Here is a 17,339-nt window from a genome sequence, read left to right as displayed (position 1 = left end):
CTTGGCCAGGGTATGGAGAAACGCGAAAAACTGATGCTGGGCGTCCTTGCGGCCACTATGGCCGTGGCCGGGGCACTGCACTTCTCCGGCCCGGACACGCCCGATGCGCCAGCTGGCGCTGTCGGCCAGGAACAGGCCGCCGCCCCACGGCCCGACGAAATACTGGCCAAGCTGGAAAAGGCCAAGCTTGCGCCTCCCCAGGCCTATCGCATCGCCCTGCTGACCGACGCCGCCGCCCTGGACCCCTTCTACGGCGGGCAGGACTCCCTCTCGCAGGACGAGGCCGAGGCCGGAGGCGGAACGGAGTTCGTGTACTCCGGGTATATCAAGATCGGCCAAAAACTGCTGGCCGTCATCAACGGCGTGGAATACGCCCAGGGCGACGAACTGGCCGAGGGCGGCTACCGTGTCCAGGCCATAGACAAGGCCAGCGTGCTTCTGGAGCGAACGGATGGCTCCTCGGGGCGCAAATTTACGCGGCGCGTTCCCCTGGTGGAGGACGACACGGACAAGATCCGCATACGGGTGGTCAAAAGACGATGAAACGAACGCCTACCGCACGCTTCCGGCTGTCGGCAGCGCTTCTCGCCCTGCTGCTGGCCGTCTGCGCCGCTGGCTGCGCCGCCAAGGCCCAGCCCGAAGCCACCCCCGTGGAGGACATGGCCGAGACCTGGAAGGCCATGGAGAAGCAATCCCAGGGGCATTCCCCGCGCGGACACTTCTCCGTGACCGAACCGCCCCAGGTCATCGACAAGGCCCCGGCCGACCCTGCCCTCCTGACCGCCGGAAAAAAACTGCCCGCCTCGCACATCAGCCTGCGGATGCACAACGCCGACATCATGGCCGTGCTCCAGGCGCTCTCGCGCGCGGCGGGCACAAGCATCGTGCTCTCGCCCGGGGTCACCGGCACGGTGAACCTGAACATCGTGGACCGGCCCTGGGACGAGGTCTTCACCGGCATCCTCAGCTCCAACAACCTCACCTACACCTTCGACGGCGCCACCATCCGCGTCATGTCCCTCGCCGACCTCAAGACCAACATCGAGCTGGAAGCCGCGAGGAAAAGCGCCCACCTGCAGCGCAACATGCGCTTCAAGGAGGAGCCGCTCTCCACCACCGTGGCCAAGGTGCGTTTCGCCGACGCCAAGCTCCTCAAGCCCACCCTGGAGAAGACCCTCACCAAGGACAAGGACGGCAAGCCCCTGGGCAGCGTGGAGGTGGACGAGCTCACCAACTCCCTGATCATCCAGAGCGTGGACGAGGACATCCGCAAGGTCACCCGCCTGCTTTCCAGGCTCGACTCCCCCCGCGCCCAGATCAAGCTCAAGGCGCACATCGTGGAGACCACCAAGGAAGTGGCACGCGACCTGGGCATCATGTGGGGCGGCAACTACTCCGGCCGCGTGCGCTCGGGCAACAGCCTCGGCATATCCGGCGGCAGCTCCCTCACCAGCACCAGCACCACAGGGGGCAGCACCAGCACCACCACAACGCCCATCATCGGCACCGGCACCCAGGGGCCGTGGGGCCTCAACTTCCCCGCCAGCACGGTGAAAAGCAGCGGCACGGGCATGGCCCTGGACATGACCTTCGGCAAGGTGGGCGGCAGCATCCTGGAGGCCCAGCTGCAGGCCCTGGCCACGGAGAACAAGCTGAACATCATTTCAAGCCCGTCCATCTCCACCATGGACAACCAGAAGGCCTACACCGAGTCCGGCGAGCGCGTGCCCTACCAGACCTCCACCGGCACCGGCACGGACATCACCTATTCCGTAAGCTTCCAGGACGCCGTGCTGCGCCTGGAGATCACCCCGCACATCATCGACGACGAGTTCATCAAGCTCACCATCCTGGTGCAGAAGGACGAGGTGGACACCTCGCGCACCGTGTCGGGCAACCCGTACATCGTCAAAAAGAAGACCGAGACCACCCTCATCGCCAGAAACGGCGAGACCGTGGTCATCTCCGGCCTGTCCAAGCTGCGCAAGCAGCTCAACGAGGCGGGCATCCCCGGCGTCATGGACATTCCCGGACTGGGCTGGGCCGCAAAGAGCCAGTACAAGGACGACCTCAAGGACGAGTTCATGATCTTCATCACCCCCACGGTGCTGGCCGACTGGAAGGAGAACGAGCGGCAGAAGAGCTACGAAGAACTGGAGCGGGAGCTGAAGGACGCGAAGAAGGCCAAGGAGGACGGCGGCGGCCCGTCCGCCCCGACCAGGGATGGCCAAACCTTGGAGCGCTCCTGCGCCCCCGAGCCGACCGCGCCAGCCCTGGCGGCCGCGCCGCCCAAAACGGCCCTGGCCGCCGCGGCGAAGCATACAGCAGCGCAGCGGTGCTTCGCCCTCCCGGCGCAGCCCTGCGCGCTGCCGCAACGCCTGCGCAACGGAGGCCCAGCATGAGCCACTACGCCGGCTTCGAGCGCGAGCCCTTCTCCAACTCGCCGGACCCCGGCTTTCTGCTGGGCACGCGCCAGCACGCCACCTGCCTGCAGGAGCTGGAAATCTCCCTGCGCCTGCGCCGGGGCCTCAACCTCGTCACCGGCGACATCGGCACCGGCAAGACCACCCTGTGCCGCAGCCTCTTGCGCGCCTTTGCCGAGGACCAGGACGCCGATGTCCACCTGCTGCTGGACCCGCACTTCGACTCCAGCGAGGAGTTCCTTCAGGTGATTCTGGCCAGCGTGACGGGCCGCAGCCCGGACACGGGCATGGGCCTGTGGGCCCTCAAGGAGACCCTCAAGCAGCAATTGTTCCGCCTGGGGCTGGTGGAAAAGCGCCTGGTGGTGCTCATCATCGACGAAGGACAGAAAATCGCGCCGGAAAACCTGGAGATCCTGCGCGAGATGCTGAACTATGAAACGAACACCGCCAAGCTGCTGCAAATCGTCCTGTTCGGCCAGCGCGAGCTGGAGCCCGTCATCGACGCCATGCCCAACCTGGCCGACCGCATCAACGTGCGCCGCAGGCTCAAGCCCCTGTCCGCCCGCGAGACCGTGGCCATGATCGAGCACCGACTGGCCGTGGCCGCCGGAGACGCGGCCCCGGCGGTGCGCTTCACCCCCATGGCCGGGCTGGCCGTGCACCTGGCCTCCGGGGGCTCCCCGCGCAAGACCCTGCGCCTGTGCCACCTGGCCATGCTGGAGACCCTTGTGCGCGGACGGGCGCGCGTGGGCCTGGCCGAGGTCCTGCACGCCCTGCGCTCCGGGCCGTCCCCGACGCCGCGCCGCCGCCTGGCCCTGGCCGGGCTGGCCGCCCTGTGCCTGGCTCTGGGCGGCCTGTGGCTTTCTCTGGACGCCCAAGGCCCGGTGATGCGCGCCGCGCAGGCCCGCACCGAAAGCGCCCCCGCCACATCTCCGGCCCTGGCCCCGGCCGTGGACGCCTCGCCGGGCATCTCCACCGCTGGCCTGCGCCTGGGCGACGACGAAACCAACGCCCAGGAGCCCGGAGCCCGGCCCAATGCGGGCGTGTCCCTGCTGCCCCCGCGCGACAGCGGACCCTCCATGCGCAAGGCCGTGGAATTCCGGCCTTTCCAGCCCGAGGCCGGCCAGGCGGACGCAGGCCGGGAAAACGCAGCCGAGCGCCCGGCTCCGGCCCGCCGCACGGCCCCGGAGCCCGCACCCGTGACCCACTGGTCCTCGCAGCAGGCCTCCCTCGGCCCGGAGGCGCTTACCGGCCTGGCCCGGCCCGCGACCGGCGACGTGGATAGGCCCTAGGCCCCGAGGACGCGGCATGAAACGCGAACGCAAACGTCTGGGCGAGCTGCTCATCGAGACCGGGGCGCTGACCGAAGCCCAGCTGCAAACCGCGCTGTCCGGGCAGAAAAAATCCGGACTGAAGCTCGGGCAGTATCTCGTGCAGTCCGGCATTCTCAAAGAGAACGTCATCATCGACTCGGTGAGCAAGCAGCTGCGCATCGAGCGCTACACCCCGGACAAGCACCCCTACGAGGACCGCATCGACACCCTCCTGCCGGAGGAGCTGGCGCAGAAGCACCGGCTGGCGCCCTTGTCCAGGCGCGGGCATCTGCTGCTCATCGCCATGACCGACCCCATGGACATCAACGCCCTGGACGCGGTGGAGATCGCCACCAACCTGGAGGCGGAGCCGGTCATCTGCTCGGAAAACGACTTCGAGCTGCTGTTCAGCGCCATCTATGGCCGGGGCGAGGCGGGCAAGGACCTCTTCGGCGGCATCGCCGAGGACGACTCCGACATCACCACCCAGGTGGGCGGCGAGGAAAAGGAAGACATCGCCATCGACGCCCTGCAGGACCAGGCCTCGCAGGCGCCGGTCATCCGCATGGTCAACTCCATCCTGGGCCAGGCCGTGCGCGAGCACGCCAGCGACGTGCACATCAGCCCGGAAAAAGACAGCATACAGCTGCGCTTCCGCGTGGACGGCAAGCTGCGCATGATCCCCGCCCCGCCCAAGGCCAGCTTCCTGCCCCTGGTCTCGCGCCTCAAGATCATGGCCAACATGGACATCTCCGTGTCCAAGATTCCGCAGGACGGCCGCTTCACCTTCGTCACCCAGCGCAGGGAATTCAACGTGCGCGCGTCCTCCCTGCCCACGGTGCACGGCGAAAACATCGTGCTGCGCCTGCTGGAGCGCAACGCCCACGGCCTGAGCCTCGGCGAATTGGGCCTCACCGCCCAGGACCGCGCCAAGGTTGAGTCCGCCGCGACCAAGCCTTACGGGCTCATTGTGGCTGCGGGCCCCACGGGCAGCGGAAAAAGCACCACCCTCTACGCGCTCTTGAAGCACATCAATACGCCCGACATCAACATCGTGACCCTGGAAGACCCCGTTGAGTACCGGGTGCCCACGGTGCGCCAGGTGCAGCTGAACCGGAAGGCCGGCATGACCTTCGCCTCGGGCCTGCGCAGCATTTTGCGCCAGGACCCGGACGTGATCCTGGTGGGCGAGGTGCGCGACGCCGAAACCGCGGAGATCGCCGTGCAGGCGGGTTTGACCGGCCACCGCGTGCTCACCACCCTGCACACCAACGACGCGGCCACCGCCATCACCCGCCTCATAGAGATGGGCATACAGCCCTACCTGGTGTCCACGGTGCTCCTGGCCTCCATCAGCCAGCGCCTGCTGCGCAAGAACTGCCCCCACTGCTCGGAACCCTACACGCCCAAAAAGGAACTGCTCGCGGCCTTCGGCATCCGCGAGGAAATGCTGTCCCGCTTCAGCTTCCAGCGCGGCGCGGGCTGCCGCACCTGCCACCAGACCGGCTTCTCCGGCCGCATGGCCATCTACGAGGTGCTGCCGGTGAACGAACTGGTGCAGGACATGATCATGCGCGGGGCCACGGCCAAGGACATCGCCAAGGCCTGCGTACAGACGCGCACCATGCGCACCCTCAAGGCCGACGCCCTGGCCAAGGTTGCGCGCGGGCTCACCACCCTGGAAGAAGCCGCCAGCGCGGTGATGATCTAGGGAGCCGACCCATGCCCTTCTACAAATACACGGCCCTGGACGGCGACGGCAAGAACGCCAAGGGCGTTGTGGAGGCGCAAAGTCCGGAGGCCGCCCAGGACATGCTGGCCGCGCGCGGGCTCATCCCCACCGCTGTTTCCGAAACCAAGGGCCAGGACGGCGCATCGGCCGACGGTTTCTTGACGGCGCTTTCCAACCGGATGCAGTCGATCAAGCCGCAGGACCTGATCCTGTTCACCAAGCAGCTTCGGACCATGCTCAACGCGGGCATACCCGTGCTGCAATCCATGGACGTGCTGCAGAACCAGACCGAAAACCCGCGCCTCAAGGCCGCCATCATCAGCATCGGCGCGGACATCAAAAGCGGGGCCACCCTCTCGCGGGCCTTCGCCAAGCATCGGGGCGTCTTCTCCGAGCTCTACTGCAACATGATCCGCGCAGGCGAGATCAGCGGCACGCTCACCGAGGTGCTGGAGCGCCTCATCTACATCGTGGAGCACGAGTTCAAGGTCAAAAAGGACATCAAGAGCGCGCTCACCTATCCCATGGTGGTGGTGGTGGCCCTGGTGGCCGCCTTCTTCATCCTCATCCTCTTCGTGCTGCCGCACTTCGTGGAGATGTTCGCCAAGGCGGGCATCGCCCTGCCGCTGCCCACACGCGTGTGCCTGGGGCTCTACGACCTGCTGACGAACTTCTGGCACCTGGGCCTGGTCGCCTTGGGCGGCCTCGTGTTCGGCCTCTCCGCCTACTTCCGCACCGAGGCCGGGAAAATCGCCCGCGACGGCTTCTTCCTGCGCCTGCCCATCCTGGGCCCCGTGTTCAAGAAGGCCGCCATGGCCCGCTTCGCCAGCATCTTCGCCATACTGCAGGCCAGCGGCATCACCGTGCTGGAGGCCATGGACATCCTCACCGGCACCATAGGCAACGCCTACATCGCCCGCGATTTCAAAAACCTGCGCGACAAGCTGGAGCAGGGCCGCGGTCTTTCCGCCCCTTTGCGCGGCTGCCCCTCCTTCACGCCCATGATGGTCTCCATGATCACCATCGGCGAGGAGACCGGCAACCTGGAGGAAATGCTCAAGGAGGCGGCCAAGCACTACGACTACGAGGTGGAGTACGCCGTGAGCAAGATGAGCGAGCTCCTGGGCCCTGTGCTGGTGGCAGGCTTGACCGGGGTGGTGGGCTTCTTCGCCCTGGCCATTTTCCTGCCGCTGGTGGAGCTGATGCAGAATTCCATGAGCGGGATCAAATAATTCCATTCATTTTTTCAATCCCCACCCAAAAAGCCCGGCGCAAAGGGTGGACGCGGTGGAACGCCATTTGCTATACGTAACAAGTCGACTCCTGGGGGACCCCGGGAGGGGAAACAGGAACCTTTTTTCCGGCCTTGCCGGGAAGCACACCAAGGAGGACCCCATGGAGCAGAAGAAACAGAACAGGCGCGAAGGCGGCTTCACCCTCATCGAGCTCATCTCGGTCATCATCATCCTGGGCATTTTGGCCGCGGTGGTGGTGCCCAAGTACTTCGACATGACCGACAAGGCCCAGAGCGCCGCGTACAAAGGCGCCATGAGCGAGGGCATGGCCCGCTTCAACATGGCCTACGCCCAGTACATCATGAATACCAACGCCGTGCCCACGGACATCCCGGGCGTCCTCGCCACCCCGTCCTACCTGGGCACCGGCGCAGAAACCGACACCGGCGTGAACATCGGCGACTACAACATGCAGTACGTCAAGAGCGCCACCGAACTGCAGGTCACGCTGCGCAGCAAGGGTGGCGCGACTGTTCTGAGCACCATGACCACCGCCTGGCCCAACAGCAACTAATTCGCACACCATCGAGTTCGACACCGTACAGGGGGCCGCCAAGGCCCCCTTCTTTTTTGCGCCGTCCCGTTGCAAGACACGAACAGTTCATGCTACGGCCTATATATGGCGCAAATTCCGTCCGCATCGCCGCCGCAGCGGCCCACGCAGCGGCCAACGCACACCGTACGCGGCTCCCGCCGCGCGCGCGGCTTCACCCTTGTCGAGCTCATCATCGTCATGGTGCTCATCGGCATCCTCGCCGCGCTGCTGATTCCGCGCTACGTGGACTTCGTGCAGGACACCCGGCGCACCATGGCCGAAAGCGCCATCAACGACGGCCTGAGCCGCTTCAAGGGCGCGTACACGCAGTATCTTACCACCACAGGGAAAAGACCCTCCGGCGTAGACAACCTGAGCGCGGCGGAATACCTGGGCCTCGACGGCGATGGCCGCGTGAACACCGGCACCTACGACCTGCTCTATACCTCCACCGGCTCAGACCTCACCGTCACCGCCTTCAACAAGGGCGAGTCCACCGCCATCACCGACACCACCGTCCCCTGGCCCTGAGCCTGACACTCTGCGCGGTTCATGCTCCGCAGGCCAGGACAGAACGCTGTGCTTGCTTCATGCTCCGCAGGCCAGGGGCTACGCGCCCCTGGACCCGCGTGAAAAGAAAATGGGACAGCGGCCCCCTCGCCTTCCCCCTTATCCGGGGTTCCAAGGGGCCGGGGAGGCCCCTTGGCCGCCGGAGGCATACACAGGCACAACGATCTGCTAACGCAGAACGCGGGCGGCGAAGGCTTCGATGTCCCTGTTCAGGCGTTGCGGGTGGTCGAACATGATGAAGTGTCCGCAGCGGGTCCATTCGGTATAGTCGAGGTTCGGGAAGACTGTGGCGAGGTATTGGCGCACGCCGAGCCCTTTGGCGAGGTCGGCGGCGTACACGGCGCGCACGGGCAGGGGTGCTGGCGTGGCGCTCCAGGCGCCGGGCTCCAGGAAGTGGCGAAAGGCGTTGTGCGCGGGCTGCCGGGGCGAACCCTGCATGGTGGAGAGGATCTTTCGGCGCGCGGCGGGCGGAGTTTGCGGGGCGAGCATGGGCTGGACGAACTGGCCCACGAAGGCGCGCCACTGCGCATCGGGAGCGTTTTCCGTGGTGTGGAGCATGGCCGTGAACTGGTCCACCTGCTTCTGGTCGTCGGGCAGCTTGATGTAGGCCCCGTCCACGATGAACAGCCCGGCCACCCGGTCGGGGTGCGCGTCGATATAGCGCTTGGCCACGCTGAGGCCCATGCTGTGGCCCACGAGCACGGCGCGGCGCACCTTGGCCGCGTCCATGACGGCCGCAAGGCTTTGGGCCAGCAGATCCTGGGTGTACTGGGCATCGGGCGCGCTGCTTGCGCCGCAGCCCAGCAGGTCCAGGGCGATGACGCGGCGTTTAGCGCCAATGGCGGCCATCTGCGCATCCCAGAAGCTGGCGTCGCAGCTCCAGCCATGCACAAAGACCACGGCGTCCGGGCCTTGGCCCTGGTGGAGATAGTGGATGCGCGCATCGCCCATGCGGGCGCTGGCCTGGCGCGGCGAGTCGCCTGCGGCCAGGGCCGCGCCGCACACACACAGGGAAAGAAGCAGGGACAAGAGCAGAAAGCGGGCTGACGCACGGAGGAGGGAAGCTGAGCTCATTGGCGGCTCCATGGTGAGAGGATATTGGGAAACAGATGCGGACGGTACGCCAGGGAGCTTAGGGAACGCAAGTCCTCCGTTTAAAACATCTTGCACCTTGACAGCGCGGGTGCAGGCGGGCAAAGGCCGTGCATGTTCGGCATTGCGTCATGTCTGCGCGCGGGGGCGCTGCTGCTGCTTTTTGCGGCGCTGCTGGCCCTTGCCGCCAGTCCGGCCCAGGCGGCGGAGCGGGGGAGCGGGGAGGCGTCCGGCGCGGCGTCCGACGCGTCCACGGCCTCCACGCTGATCCTCATCGAGGAGAACGACTTCTTCGCCGGCACGGACGAGCACTACACCAACGGCATCAAGCTGTCCTGGGTCTCGGGCGACCTGCTCACGTACGCGCAGGACGAGCGCCTGCCGGACTTCGTGCTGCCGTATTTGCAGCTGCTGCCCTTTGTGAACGAGGCGGGCCAGCAGTACAATGTGGGCTTGTCGCTGGGGCAGAATATGTACACCCCAGGCGACACGGGCGTTTCCACCTACCAGCCGGACGACAGGCCCTACGCGGGCTGGACGTATTTTTCCCTGGCGCTGCACGCCAAGACGCCCCGCCAGCTGGACAGCTTCGAGACCACGCTGGGCATTGTCGGGCCGTCGGCCCGCGCGGGGGAGACGCAGAACAACTACCACACCATGATGGGCTTCAAGCGCGCGCAAGGCTGGGAGCACCAGATCCACGACGAACCGGGACTCATGCTCTCGTGGCAGCGCACCCTGCGCGCGGCGCGTGTGGACATCGGCCGCGACGTGGCCTGGGATTTCCTCCCGCGCTTCGGGGCCACGGCGGGCAACGTGCTCACCCAGGCCAGCCTGGGCTTCGAGACGCGCCTGGGCCTGAACCTGCCCTGGGACTTCGGTACCTCGCTCATCACGCCGGGCGGCGGGGTAAGCGCCCCTGCGGACCCCGAAGATCCGCGCCTGCGGCGCGACACGGCCTTCGGCCTGCATCTGTTCGCCGGGGCCGAGGGCCGCGCCGTGGCGCGCAACATCTTTCTGGACGGCAACACCTGGGAGCACAGCCCCAGCGTCACCAAGAAGAACTTCGTGGCCGACCTTTCGGCGGGCATAGGGCTGGTGCTGGGCGTGACAAAACTGACCTATACGCACGTATACAGGACAGAGGAGTATGACGGGCAGAAAAGCCCGCAGATGTTCGGGTCCGTCAGCCTCTCGGTGACGTTCTAGGACGGCCGTCGCCTAGGGCTGCGCGGCCGCTTCTCCTTCGGCGGGGGCCTCTTCGCCCTCGGCCGGAGCCTCATCCTCGCCGCCTACGCCTCGCTTGGCGTTCTCCTGCTTGCGGCGGAGCTTCTCTTCCTTCTTCTTCTTCTTTGCCAGTTCCTTGGCGCGCTTCTCGTATTGATAGTTCGGTTTCGCCACGGGCCTTCCTTTGTCTAAGGGTTCTTTGCGTGTCTTGGGCTCGAACTCTACCCTTTCCGAAGGCCACTGGCAACGACTTTGCGCCCGCGCCACGGCCCGCGCGGCCAAAGCGCCGTCAACAGGGGAAAATCATCCTTTTCCCGGCCATATTGCGGACCATTTCGGCATCGGCCCGAAGCGGGGGGTATACTGCGCAACGCGGGTGCGCAAGCAGGGCCCGCCAAACGACGATTCCCGGAGGACGAACCATGGACCGCAACCATTCCCGGCTGTACCGGCTGGCCCTTGTCTCGCCAAAGGCCTTCAGCGCGGCCGTACGCCGCGCCCGCTGCCCTGGGCGCACACGCTGCCCGCGACACAACCGCGTGCACGCCGCAACAGCCTTGCGCGGCGCACACCGCCCGGACACAGCCGACACCGCCATCGCCCGACTGGAGGCCGAGGCCGTTCGGCGCGCGCTTTCAGGCGTCTGCATACCGGTGTTCCACCAGGGGCGGGAATGCGGCAGCACGGTGAAGCACTCCGACCAGCTTTTGATGTTCCTGCTCAAAAGCCTGCAGCCGGAGCGTTACGGCGGCAAGGCCGGGAGGGACGACGCGAAGGAGGCGCAGGCAGGGGTGCCGGAACGCGTGTTCAGCCTGGAGATCGACATGCCCGCCGAGTCCGGAGCGGAAGCGGACCAGAACGCCGCCCCCTGGCCGGAACCCGGAGAGGAAGACGATGCGGAGCAAGACGCCTAGCGGTGTCCGCCAAGGGCCAGCTCCGGAAGCTGGGCGAACACCGGAGGCATGGCGGCCTGGGCGCAGCCCCCGAAACGGAGCGAAACGCCTTTGGCCAGCCGGGCCTGGCAGTCCTGGCACAGGGTGCCGTCGGAAGCCTCGAAAAAGCGGTCGGTGCGGTTGATGGGCCGTCCGCAGGCGGCGCAGCTGCGTCTGATCATGATGCCTCCCGTGTTGGGGTGCTGTGCGGGACAGATCCCTGCATGACGCGTGCCTGTGTCGCTGGTCTTATCGGCGGATCATTCATTCACTTAATGGCCGAAATGCAAATCTCCCCTTGGCCGTGGCGGTCGCCTATGCTAGGCATAGGCCATGACAATGGAAACCTCCAAGCCGCAGGCCTCGCAGTCGCCGCGCCTCACCCAGGGCGTGCGCGCCGCGGGCTGAGCGGCTAAAGTTGCTCCAGGGGACCTGGAGCGTATCCTCTCCGGCCTGACCCTGGGCCGGGACGACAGAATCCTCTCCGGACCGCGCGGCGGTGGAGAGGACGCCGTGGTGTTGCGTCTGCCGCCGGGCAAGGCCCTGGTGCAGACCGTCGATTTCCTGACTCCCGTTGTCGACGACCCCTTCCGCTTCGGCCAAATCGCCGCGGCCAACGCCCTGTCCGATGTGTACGCCGTGGGCGGCGAGCCGTATGCGGCCATGAATGTCTGCTGCTTCCCGGCAAAATGTTCCGACCCCGCCGTGCTGGCCGACATCCTCAAGGGCGGCCTGTCCAAGGTGGAGGAGGCAGGGGCCGTGCTCTGCGGCGGGCACAGCGTGGAAGACCCGGAGATCAAGTACGGCCTGTCCGTGTCCGGCCTGGTGGACCCGGAGCGCATGGCCACCAACCGGGGGCTCAGGCCCGGCGACGTGCTCCTGCTCACCAAGCCCATCGGCACCGGCGTGCTGGCCACCGGCCTCAAGGCGGGGCGGCCGGGCTCGGACCGCCTGGAGGAGCTCATCCACCGCTGGGCCGCGCGCCTGAACCGCGCCGGGGCCGAGGCCATCCGCACCCTGGGCCTTGTGGCCAGCACGGACGTGACCGGCTTCGGCCTGGGCGGACACCTGCTGGAAATGGCCGCGGCAAGCTCCGTCACCGCGGAGCTGCGCCTGGACGACATCCCCTTCATGCCCGAAGCCCTGGACCTCGCCGCAATGGGGCTCATCCCGGCCGGGAGCATCCAGAACCGGAACCACTACCTGCCGCGCACCCTTGTGGCCCCTGGGCTGGACGAGCTGCTCGTCACGCTGGCCTTTGACGCCCAGACCTCCGGCGGGCTCATCCTGGGCGTGCCGGAGCACCTTGCGGTCCAGGCCCAGGCCATCCTCACCCAGGCGGGCGACTTGGCCGCGCCCATCGGCCGCGCGGTTGAGGCCCTGCCCACGGGACAGCCCCTGTCGCTGGTGTAGCGGGCGAGACGCGCCACCGGCACCAGCCGCCATGCCCACCCAACCGCTCCGGCCCCGGATATGGCCGTTTGACACGCCCTGCCTCCATCGGTCATAGCTTCGTGCCATGCGTCACCCTCGCGTCACCGTGCTGATCCCGAGCCACCAGCGGCCGAAGCTGCTGGCGCGCGCCTTGCGGCAGTACGTCCAGGCGGGCCTGCCCGTTGTGGTGGCGGATTCCTCGGCCCAGCCCATGGACACGGCCGAAGAGTTCGCCGCCGTGCGCTACCTGCACCTGCCCGGCGCGCCCTTCGAGGAAAAGCTCCAGCGCATGGCCGCCATGCTCCAAACCCCCTACGCCGTGCTCTGCGCCGACGACGACCTCACCTCCACCGCAAGCATCCTGCGCTGCGCGGCGTTTCTCGACGCCAACCCTGACCACAGCGGCGCGCACGGGCATTATGTGCGGGTGGTGCGGGGACCCGGCGAGGCCGTGGTGGAGCCCTGCTACCCCGACACCCACGTGGCGCGCATCGCAAGCGGCGATCCGGCCGGTCGCCTGCTGGAGCTGAGCCGACCCTACGTGCCCCTGTTTTATGCCGTGCTGCGCGCCCAGGTGCTGCGCGAGGCGTTCGGCTCCGGGCACGAGGCCGAACGCTTCTACGCGGCCAGCGAGCTGGCCCTGGGCATGGCCACGGCCATTCTGGGCAAGGTGGCCGTGCTGCCCACGCTGCACACCCTGCGCGACATCGTGCCCAGCCAGGACCTGGGCGGCCGCAAGAACCACAACCTGCTTGTGGTCTCTACGGCGCCGGAATACCGCCCCGTCTACCAGCGCTTCGTGGACAGGATGACGGCCCTGCTTGGGCGCACGGCCGGGCTGGACGCGGACGCGGCCAGACGCGCGGTGCTGGCCTCGGTCCAGGCCTTTGTGGACGGCTATTGCCTGCCAGGAGGCCGCAAGAATTTTATCCAGAAACTGCCCAAGTACTGCCGCCGCGCAGCGCGCGCCCTGCTGCCGCCCCTGGCCGCGCGCGCCAGGGCGCAAGCAGCGTGTCAGCGCCAAGCCGCGCTCAACGCCTACCTCGCCCCTGTCGGCCCCGAGGGCCGGGCCGAGCTTGCGGCCATGCTGGAACGCTTCCGCTCCGCTCCGGGCTGAGGCGCGGACGCACCATTCCAAGGAGGGCACATCCCCATGACGCTGGAAACACGGCGCAAGGCCCTGGTCACCGGGGCCACGGGCTTCATCGGCACTCCGGTCACGGAGGAGCTCCTGGCGCGCGGATACGCCGTAACGGCCCTGTGCCGCGACGCCGGGCGCGCAGAAGCCTGGGCCAGGGCCCGCAGCGCGCCGGAGCGCGTGCGCGTGCTCGCGGCGGACCTGGACACGCTCTCCGACGCGCAGATGGCGGACCTTGCCGGGCACGGGCGCATCCTGCACCTGGCCTGGGGCGGGCTGAACGCCTTCAAGAGCCCGGCCCACCTGGACGAGGAACTGCCCCGGCACCTGCGGTTTTTGACCCGGCTTGTGCAGGCCGGGGCCAGACATCTGCTGGTCACCGGCACCTGCCTGGAATACGGCCTCAAGGAGGGCCCGCTTGCCGAGGACCTGCCCACGGACCCCGTGACCGCCTACGGCCGCGCCAAGGACGATCTGCGCCGGGAGCTGGAGCCCCTGTGCGCGGCGCACGACGTGGCGCTCCATTGGGCGCGGCTCTTCTATATGCGCGGTCCTGGACAGGCCGAAAAATCCTTGCTCTCCCAACTTGACCGGGCTATCACGGCGGGCGCGGACTCCTTTGACATGTCCGGCGGGGAGCAGGAGCGCGACTACCTGCCCGTGGCCGAGGTGGCCCGCCTGCTGGTGCGCGTGGCCCTGCAGGACCGCGTGACCGGCGTGGTGAACTGCGCCAGCGGCCGACCGGTGACCGTGCGCGCCCTGGTGGAGGAACATCTGCGACGCCGGGGGGCGGCCTTGCGGCTCAACCTGGGCCATTATCCCTATCCGGACTACGAGCCCATGCGTTTCTGGGCCGACACGACAAGACTCGCCGCCGCCCTGGCGGCGTACGACGCGAGCCGCGCGGACCAGGACGCCCCGGACCGCGCATGAGGTAGTCAAACATGGACAAGCACGCCGAATTTCTGAAGGAACGCGCAGAGCGCATCGACACCATGGGCCGCAACCAGCCCCTGAAGGACTGCGCCCAGGCCTTCACCGTGGAGTCCACCCGCGCCGGGTACTCCTACAACTTCTCCTGGATGGGTCGCCCCATCATCCAGTACCCGCAGGACATGGTCGCCCTGCAGGAGATCGTCTGGGACATGCGGCCGGACGCCATCTTCGAGACCGGCATCGCCCACGGCGGCAGTCTCGTGTATTCGGCCTCCCTGCTGGAGCTTCTGGGCGGAGACGGCTTCGTGCTCGGCCTGGACATCGACATCCGCGCCCACAACCGCGCCGCCATCGAGGCGCACCCCATGGCCCGGCGCATCCGGATGCTGCAGGGGTCGAGCGTGGACGACGCCATGGCCGAAACCGTGCGCGCGGAACTTGCCGGGCGCAAGAATCCCCTGGTCCTGCTCGATTCCAACCACACCCACGCGCATGTGCTGCGCGAGCTGGAGCTGTATTCGCCCCTGGTCAAAAAGGGCGGCTGGCTGGTGGTGTTCGACACCGTGGTGGAGAACATGCCGCCGGACTTCTATCCCGACCGTCCCTGGGGCGTGGGCGACAACCCCATGACCGCCGTGGACGCCTTCCTCGAAAAGAACGACCGTTTCGTCATCGACACGGCCATGGACGCCAAGCTCTGCGTCAGCATGGCCCCGCGCGGCTACCTGCGCTGCGTCAAGGACTAGCGCCCGCCACACGCCGAAACCCATAGGGAGCAGCACATGGACGTCGTCATCCTCTGCGGGGGCCTGGGAACCCGCCTGCGCGAAGAGACCGAATTCCGGCCCAAGCCCATGGTCAATATCGGCGCCAGGCCCATCCTGTGGCACATCATGAAGGTCTTCGCCTCCCAGGGGCACCGGAACTTCGTGCTGGCCCTGGGCTACAAGGGCGAGATGATCAAGGACTACTTCCTCAACTACGAGGCCATGAACAACGACATCACCATCGAGCTGGGCAAGCCAGAGAAGGCCCAGCTGCATTCCTGCCACGAGGAGTGCGGCTGGAAGATAACCCTGGCCAGCACCGGCGAAAAGGCCCTCAAGGGCGCGCGCCTCAAGAAGGTGGAGAAGTACGTCAAAAGCGACTCCTTCCTGCTCACCTATGGCGACGGCGTGGCCGATGTGGACCTGGAAAAGCTGGCGGCCTTCCACAAGAGCCACGGCAAGATGGTCACCCTCACCGGCGTGAACCCGGCCTCGCGCTTCGGCGAGCTCAAGCTCGAAGGCGACCGCGTGGCGCGCTTCAACGAAAAGCCCGCCGGGCCTGGCGCTTCCAAGGACGGCTACATCAACGGCGGCTACATGGTCATGAACCGGGCCATTTTTGACCGGCTGACTGAGGACGACTCCTGCGACCTGGAGTACGGACCGCTGGAGGCCCTTGCCGAGGAAGGGCAGCTCATGGTCTATCGGCACCACGGCTTCTGGGCCTGCATGGACACCCTGCGCGACACCGAGTACCTGAACAAGCTCTGGGCCGAAGGCCGCGCCGGCTGGAAGGTCTGGTAGCGCGGACACAGGAGGTTCCCCCATGCTGCGCGTCATGGACGGCTTCTATCGCGGCCGCCGGGTGCTCATCACCGGGCACACGGGCTTCAAGGGCGCCTGGATGTGCCTCTTGCTGGCCCGCGCCGGGGCTACGGTGCTGGGCTACTCCCTCGATCCCCCCAGCACGCCCTCGCTCTTCTCCCTGCTGCGGCTGGACTGCGAACCGCCGCAGGGCTTGGCGTCGCTCCACGCCGACATTTTGGACCTGCCGGAGCTTTGCCGCGCCGTGGCCCATTTCGACCCCGAGGTGGTCATCCACATGGCCGCCCAATCCCTGGTGCGGCCCTCCTACGACGACCCGACGGGCACCTTCGCGGCCAACGCCCTGGGCACGGCGCACCTGCTGGAAGCCTGCCGCAAGAACCCGCCCAAAGGCGGCCGTAGGGCCATCGTCTGCGTCACCAGCGACAAGTGCTACGAAAACCGCGAATGGGTCCACGGCTACCGCGAAAACGACCGCCTGGGCGGCCACGATCCGTACTCCGCCAGCAAGGCCTGCGCGGAGATCACGGCCCAGGCCTACGCCCGTTCCTTCTTCGGGCCGGAAAGCGCCACCGTGCTGGCCACGGCCCGCGCGGGCAACGTCATCGGCGGGGGCGATTTCGCCACGGACCGCCTGGTGCCGGACATGGCGCGCGCCTTTGCCAGGGGCGAGACCGTGCGCATCCGCCGTCCGCAGGCTGTGCGGCCCTGGCAGCACGCGCTGGAGCCCGTGGGCGGCTACCTGCTGCTGGCCCGGCGCATGATGGAGGAAGGCCATGCTTTCGCCGGAGCCTGGAACTTCGGCCCCTCCAGCCGCGATGTGCGCACCGTGGGCGAGGTGGCGACGGCCTTCGCCCGTCAATGGGGCCCACGGGCGGTGCTGGACATGGCTCCTGCTCCGGAAGGCCCGCACGAGGCCGGGCTGCTCACGCTCGACTGCGCCAAGGCCCGCGCGGGGCTGGGCTGGAAGCCCCGGCTCGACCTGGACGCGGCCCTCATCTGGTGCGCGGGCTGGTACCGCGCCTGGGCCGAGGGCCTGCGCGGCGGGGCTGTCGATCTGCGCGCGCTTTCCGCCACCCGCATCGACGAATTCTTTGACGGGTTTCCCGGCGAGTAGCCC

18 protein-coding genes are annotated in these 17,339 nt (G+C 67.4%); 15 read left to right on the top strand and 3 right to left on the bottom strand.

From position 1 onward, the window contains the following. Positions 1 to 12: 12 nt before the first annotated feature. The 7 genes from CHB73_RS07345 (at position 13) to CHB73_RS07315 (ending at position 7,829) form a co-directional block, all read left to right on the top strand. Entirely contained in the window at positions 13 to 543 is a 531-nt protein-coding gene (locus CHB73_RS07345; protein WP_089273658.1) for a hypothetical protein, read from the top strand. Further along, complete coding sequence (gene pilQ, locus CHB73_RS07340; RefSeq protein ID WP_089273656.1) at positions 540 to 2,402, top strand: type IV pilus secretin PilQ; 1,863 nt, start codon at positions 540 to 542, stop codon at positions 2,400 to 2,402. Before CHB73_RS07345 ends, pilQ begins: the two co-directional genes overlap by 4 nt. Then, the gene (locus CHB73_RS07335; RefSeq protein ID WP_089273654.1) at positions 2,399 to 3,715 is read left to right on the top strand and encodes an ExeA family protein; all 1,317 of its coding nucleotides are present in this window, start codon (positions 2,399 to 2,401) and stop codon (positions 3,713 to 3,715) included. The genes pilQ and CHB73_RS07335 overlap by 4 nt, the downstream gene beginning before the upstream one ends. 16 nt (positions 3,716 to 3,731) lie before the next feature. Beyond that, positions 3,732 to 5,447 carry a GspE/PulE family protein gene (locus tag CHB73_RS07330; RefSeq protein ID WP_089273652.1) on the top strand — a complete coding sequence of 572 codons (1,716 nt, stop codon included), beginning with the start codon at positions 3,732 to 3,734 and terminating at the stop codon, positions 5,445 to 5,447. A gap of 11 nt (positions 5,448 to 5,458) precedes the next feature. Continuing rightward, positions 5,459 to 6,700, top strand: a complete 1,242-nt coding sequence (locus CHB73_RS07325) for a type II secretion system F family protein (RefSeq protein ID WP_089273650.1) — start codon at positions 5,459 to 5,461, stop codon at positions 6,698 to 6,700. Between the two features lie 163 nt (positions 6,701 to 6,863). Continuing rightward, complete coding sequence (locus CHB73_RS17275; protein WP_089273648.1) at positions 6,864 to 7,277, top strand: type II secretion system protein; 414 nt, start codon at positions 6,864 to 6,866, stop codon at positions 7,275 to 7,277. A 105-nt stretch (positions 7,278 to 7,382) separates the two neighbouring features. After that, positions 7,383 to 7,829 (top strand): type IV pilin protein, encoded by a 447-nt coding sequence (locus CHB73_RS07315; protein WP_089273646.1) that lies wholly within the window; start codon positions 7,383 to 7,385, stop codon positions 7,827 to 7,829. A 207-nt stretch (positions 7,830 to 8,036) separates the two neighbouring features. On the opposite strand, the gene CHB73_RS07310 is transcribed toward CHB73_RS07315, so the two are convergent. Further along, complete coding sequence (locus tag CHB73_RS07310) at positions 8,037 to 8,942, bottom strand: alpha/beta fold hydrolase (RefSeq protein ID WP_179216944.1); 906 nt, start codon at positions 8,940 to 8,942, stop codon at positions 8,037 to 8,039. 132 nt (positions 8,943 to 9,074) lie between these two features. On the opposite strand from CHB73_RS07310, the gene CHB73_RS07305 reads away from it, so the two are divergent. Then, entirely contained in the window at positions 9,075 to 10,169 is a 1,095-nt protein-coding gene (locus CHB73_RS07305; protein WP_089273642.1) for a lipid A deacylase LpxR family protein, read from the top strand. Between the two features lie 12 nt (positions 10,170 to 10,181). Here CHB73_RS07305 and CHB73_RS07300 read toward each other — a convergent pair whose 3' ends face one another. After that, on the bottom strand, positions 10,182 to 10,361 hold the full coding sequence (locus CHB73_RS07300; RefSeq protein ID WP_089273640.1) for a hypothetical protein: 180 nt from the start codon (positions 10,359 to 10,361) through the stop codon (positions 10,182 to 10,184). 248 nt (positions 10,362 to 10,609) lie between these two features. Here CHB73_RS07300 and CHB73_RS07295 point away from each other — a divergent pair, with 248 nt between their 5' ends. Further along, positions 10,610 to 11,101: a hypothetical protein gene (locus CHB73_RS07295; RefSeq protein WP_089273638.1), complete on the top strand. Its 492-nt coding sequence runs from the start codon at positions 10,610 to 10,612 to the stop codon at positions 11,099 to 11,101. On the opposite strand, the gene CHB73_RS07290 is transcribed toward CHB73_RS07295, so the two are convergent. Continuing rightward, positions 11,098 to 11,301 (bottom strand): hypothetical protein, encoded by a 204-nt coding sequence (locus tag CHB73_RS07290; RefSeq protein WP_089273636.1) that lies wholly within the window; start codon positions 11,299 to 11,301, stop codon positions 11,098 to 11,100. The two genes, CHB73_RS07295 and CHB73_RS07290, sit on opposite strands and share 4 nt — an antisense overlap. Positions 11,302 to 11,458: 157 nt before the next feature. Between CHB73_RS07290 and selD the strand changes: the two genes are divergently transcribed. The 6 genes from selD to rfbG all read left to right on the top strand — a co-directional run bounded on the left by selD (position 11,459) and on the right by rfbG (position 17,336). Next, entirely contained in the window at positions 11,459 to 12,532 is a 1,074-nt protein-coding gene (gene selD, locus CHB73_RS07285) for a selenide, water dikinase SelD (RefSeq protein WP_089274201.1), read from the top strand. 106 nt (positions 12,533 to 12,638) lie between these two features. Beyond that, on the top strand, positions 12,639 to 13,670 hold the full coding sequence (locus CHB73_RS07280; protein ID WP_089273634.1) for a TIGR00180 family glycosyltransferase: 1,032 nt from the start codon (positions 12,639 to 12,641) through the stop codon (positions 13,668 to 13,670). A 36-nt stretch (positions 13,671 to 13,706) separates the two neighbouring features. After that, a complete protein-coding gene (locus tag CHB73_RS07275) occupies positions 13,707 to 14,624 on the top strand; it encodes an NAD-dependent epimerase/dehydratase family protein (RefSeq protein WP_089273632.1) in 918 nt (305 codons plus the stop codon). An 11-nt stretch (positions 14,625 to 14,635) separates the two neighbouring features. Further along, a complete protein-coding gene (locus CHB73_RS07270) occupies positions 14,636 to 15,373 on the top strand; it encodes a cephalosporin hydroxylase family protein (RefSeq protein WP_089273630.1) in 738 nt (245 codons plus the stop codon). A gap of 36 nt (positions 15,374 to 15,409) precedes the next feature. After that, positions 15,410 to 16,198, top strand: coding sequence for a glucose-1-phosphate cytidylyltransferase (gene rfbF, locus CHB73_RS07265; protein ID WP_089273628.1), 789 nt, complete (start codon positions 15,410 to 15,412; stop codon positions 16,196 to 16,198). A gap of 22 nt (positions 16,199 to 16,220) precedes the next feature. Next, a complete protein-coding gene (rfbG, locus tag CHB73_RS07260; RefSeq protein WP_089273626.1) occupies positions 16,221 to 17,336 on the top strand; it encodes a CDP-glucose 4,6-dehydratase in 1,116 nt (371 codons plus the stop codon). Positions 17,337 to 17,339: the final 3 nt, after the last annotated feature.

It is taken from the genome of Humidesulfovibrio mexicanus, assembly GCF_900188225.1.
GTDB lineage: Bacteria > Desulfobacterota > Desulfovibrionia > Desulfovibrionales > Desulfovibrionaceae > Humidesulfovibrio > Humidesulfovibrio mexicanus.
The sequence above is the reverse complement of the archived record's forward strand: the minus strand, read 5'-3'. Positions and strand labels throughout refer to the sequence as shown.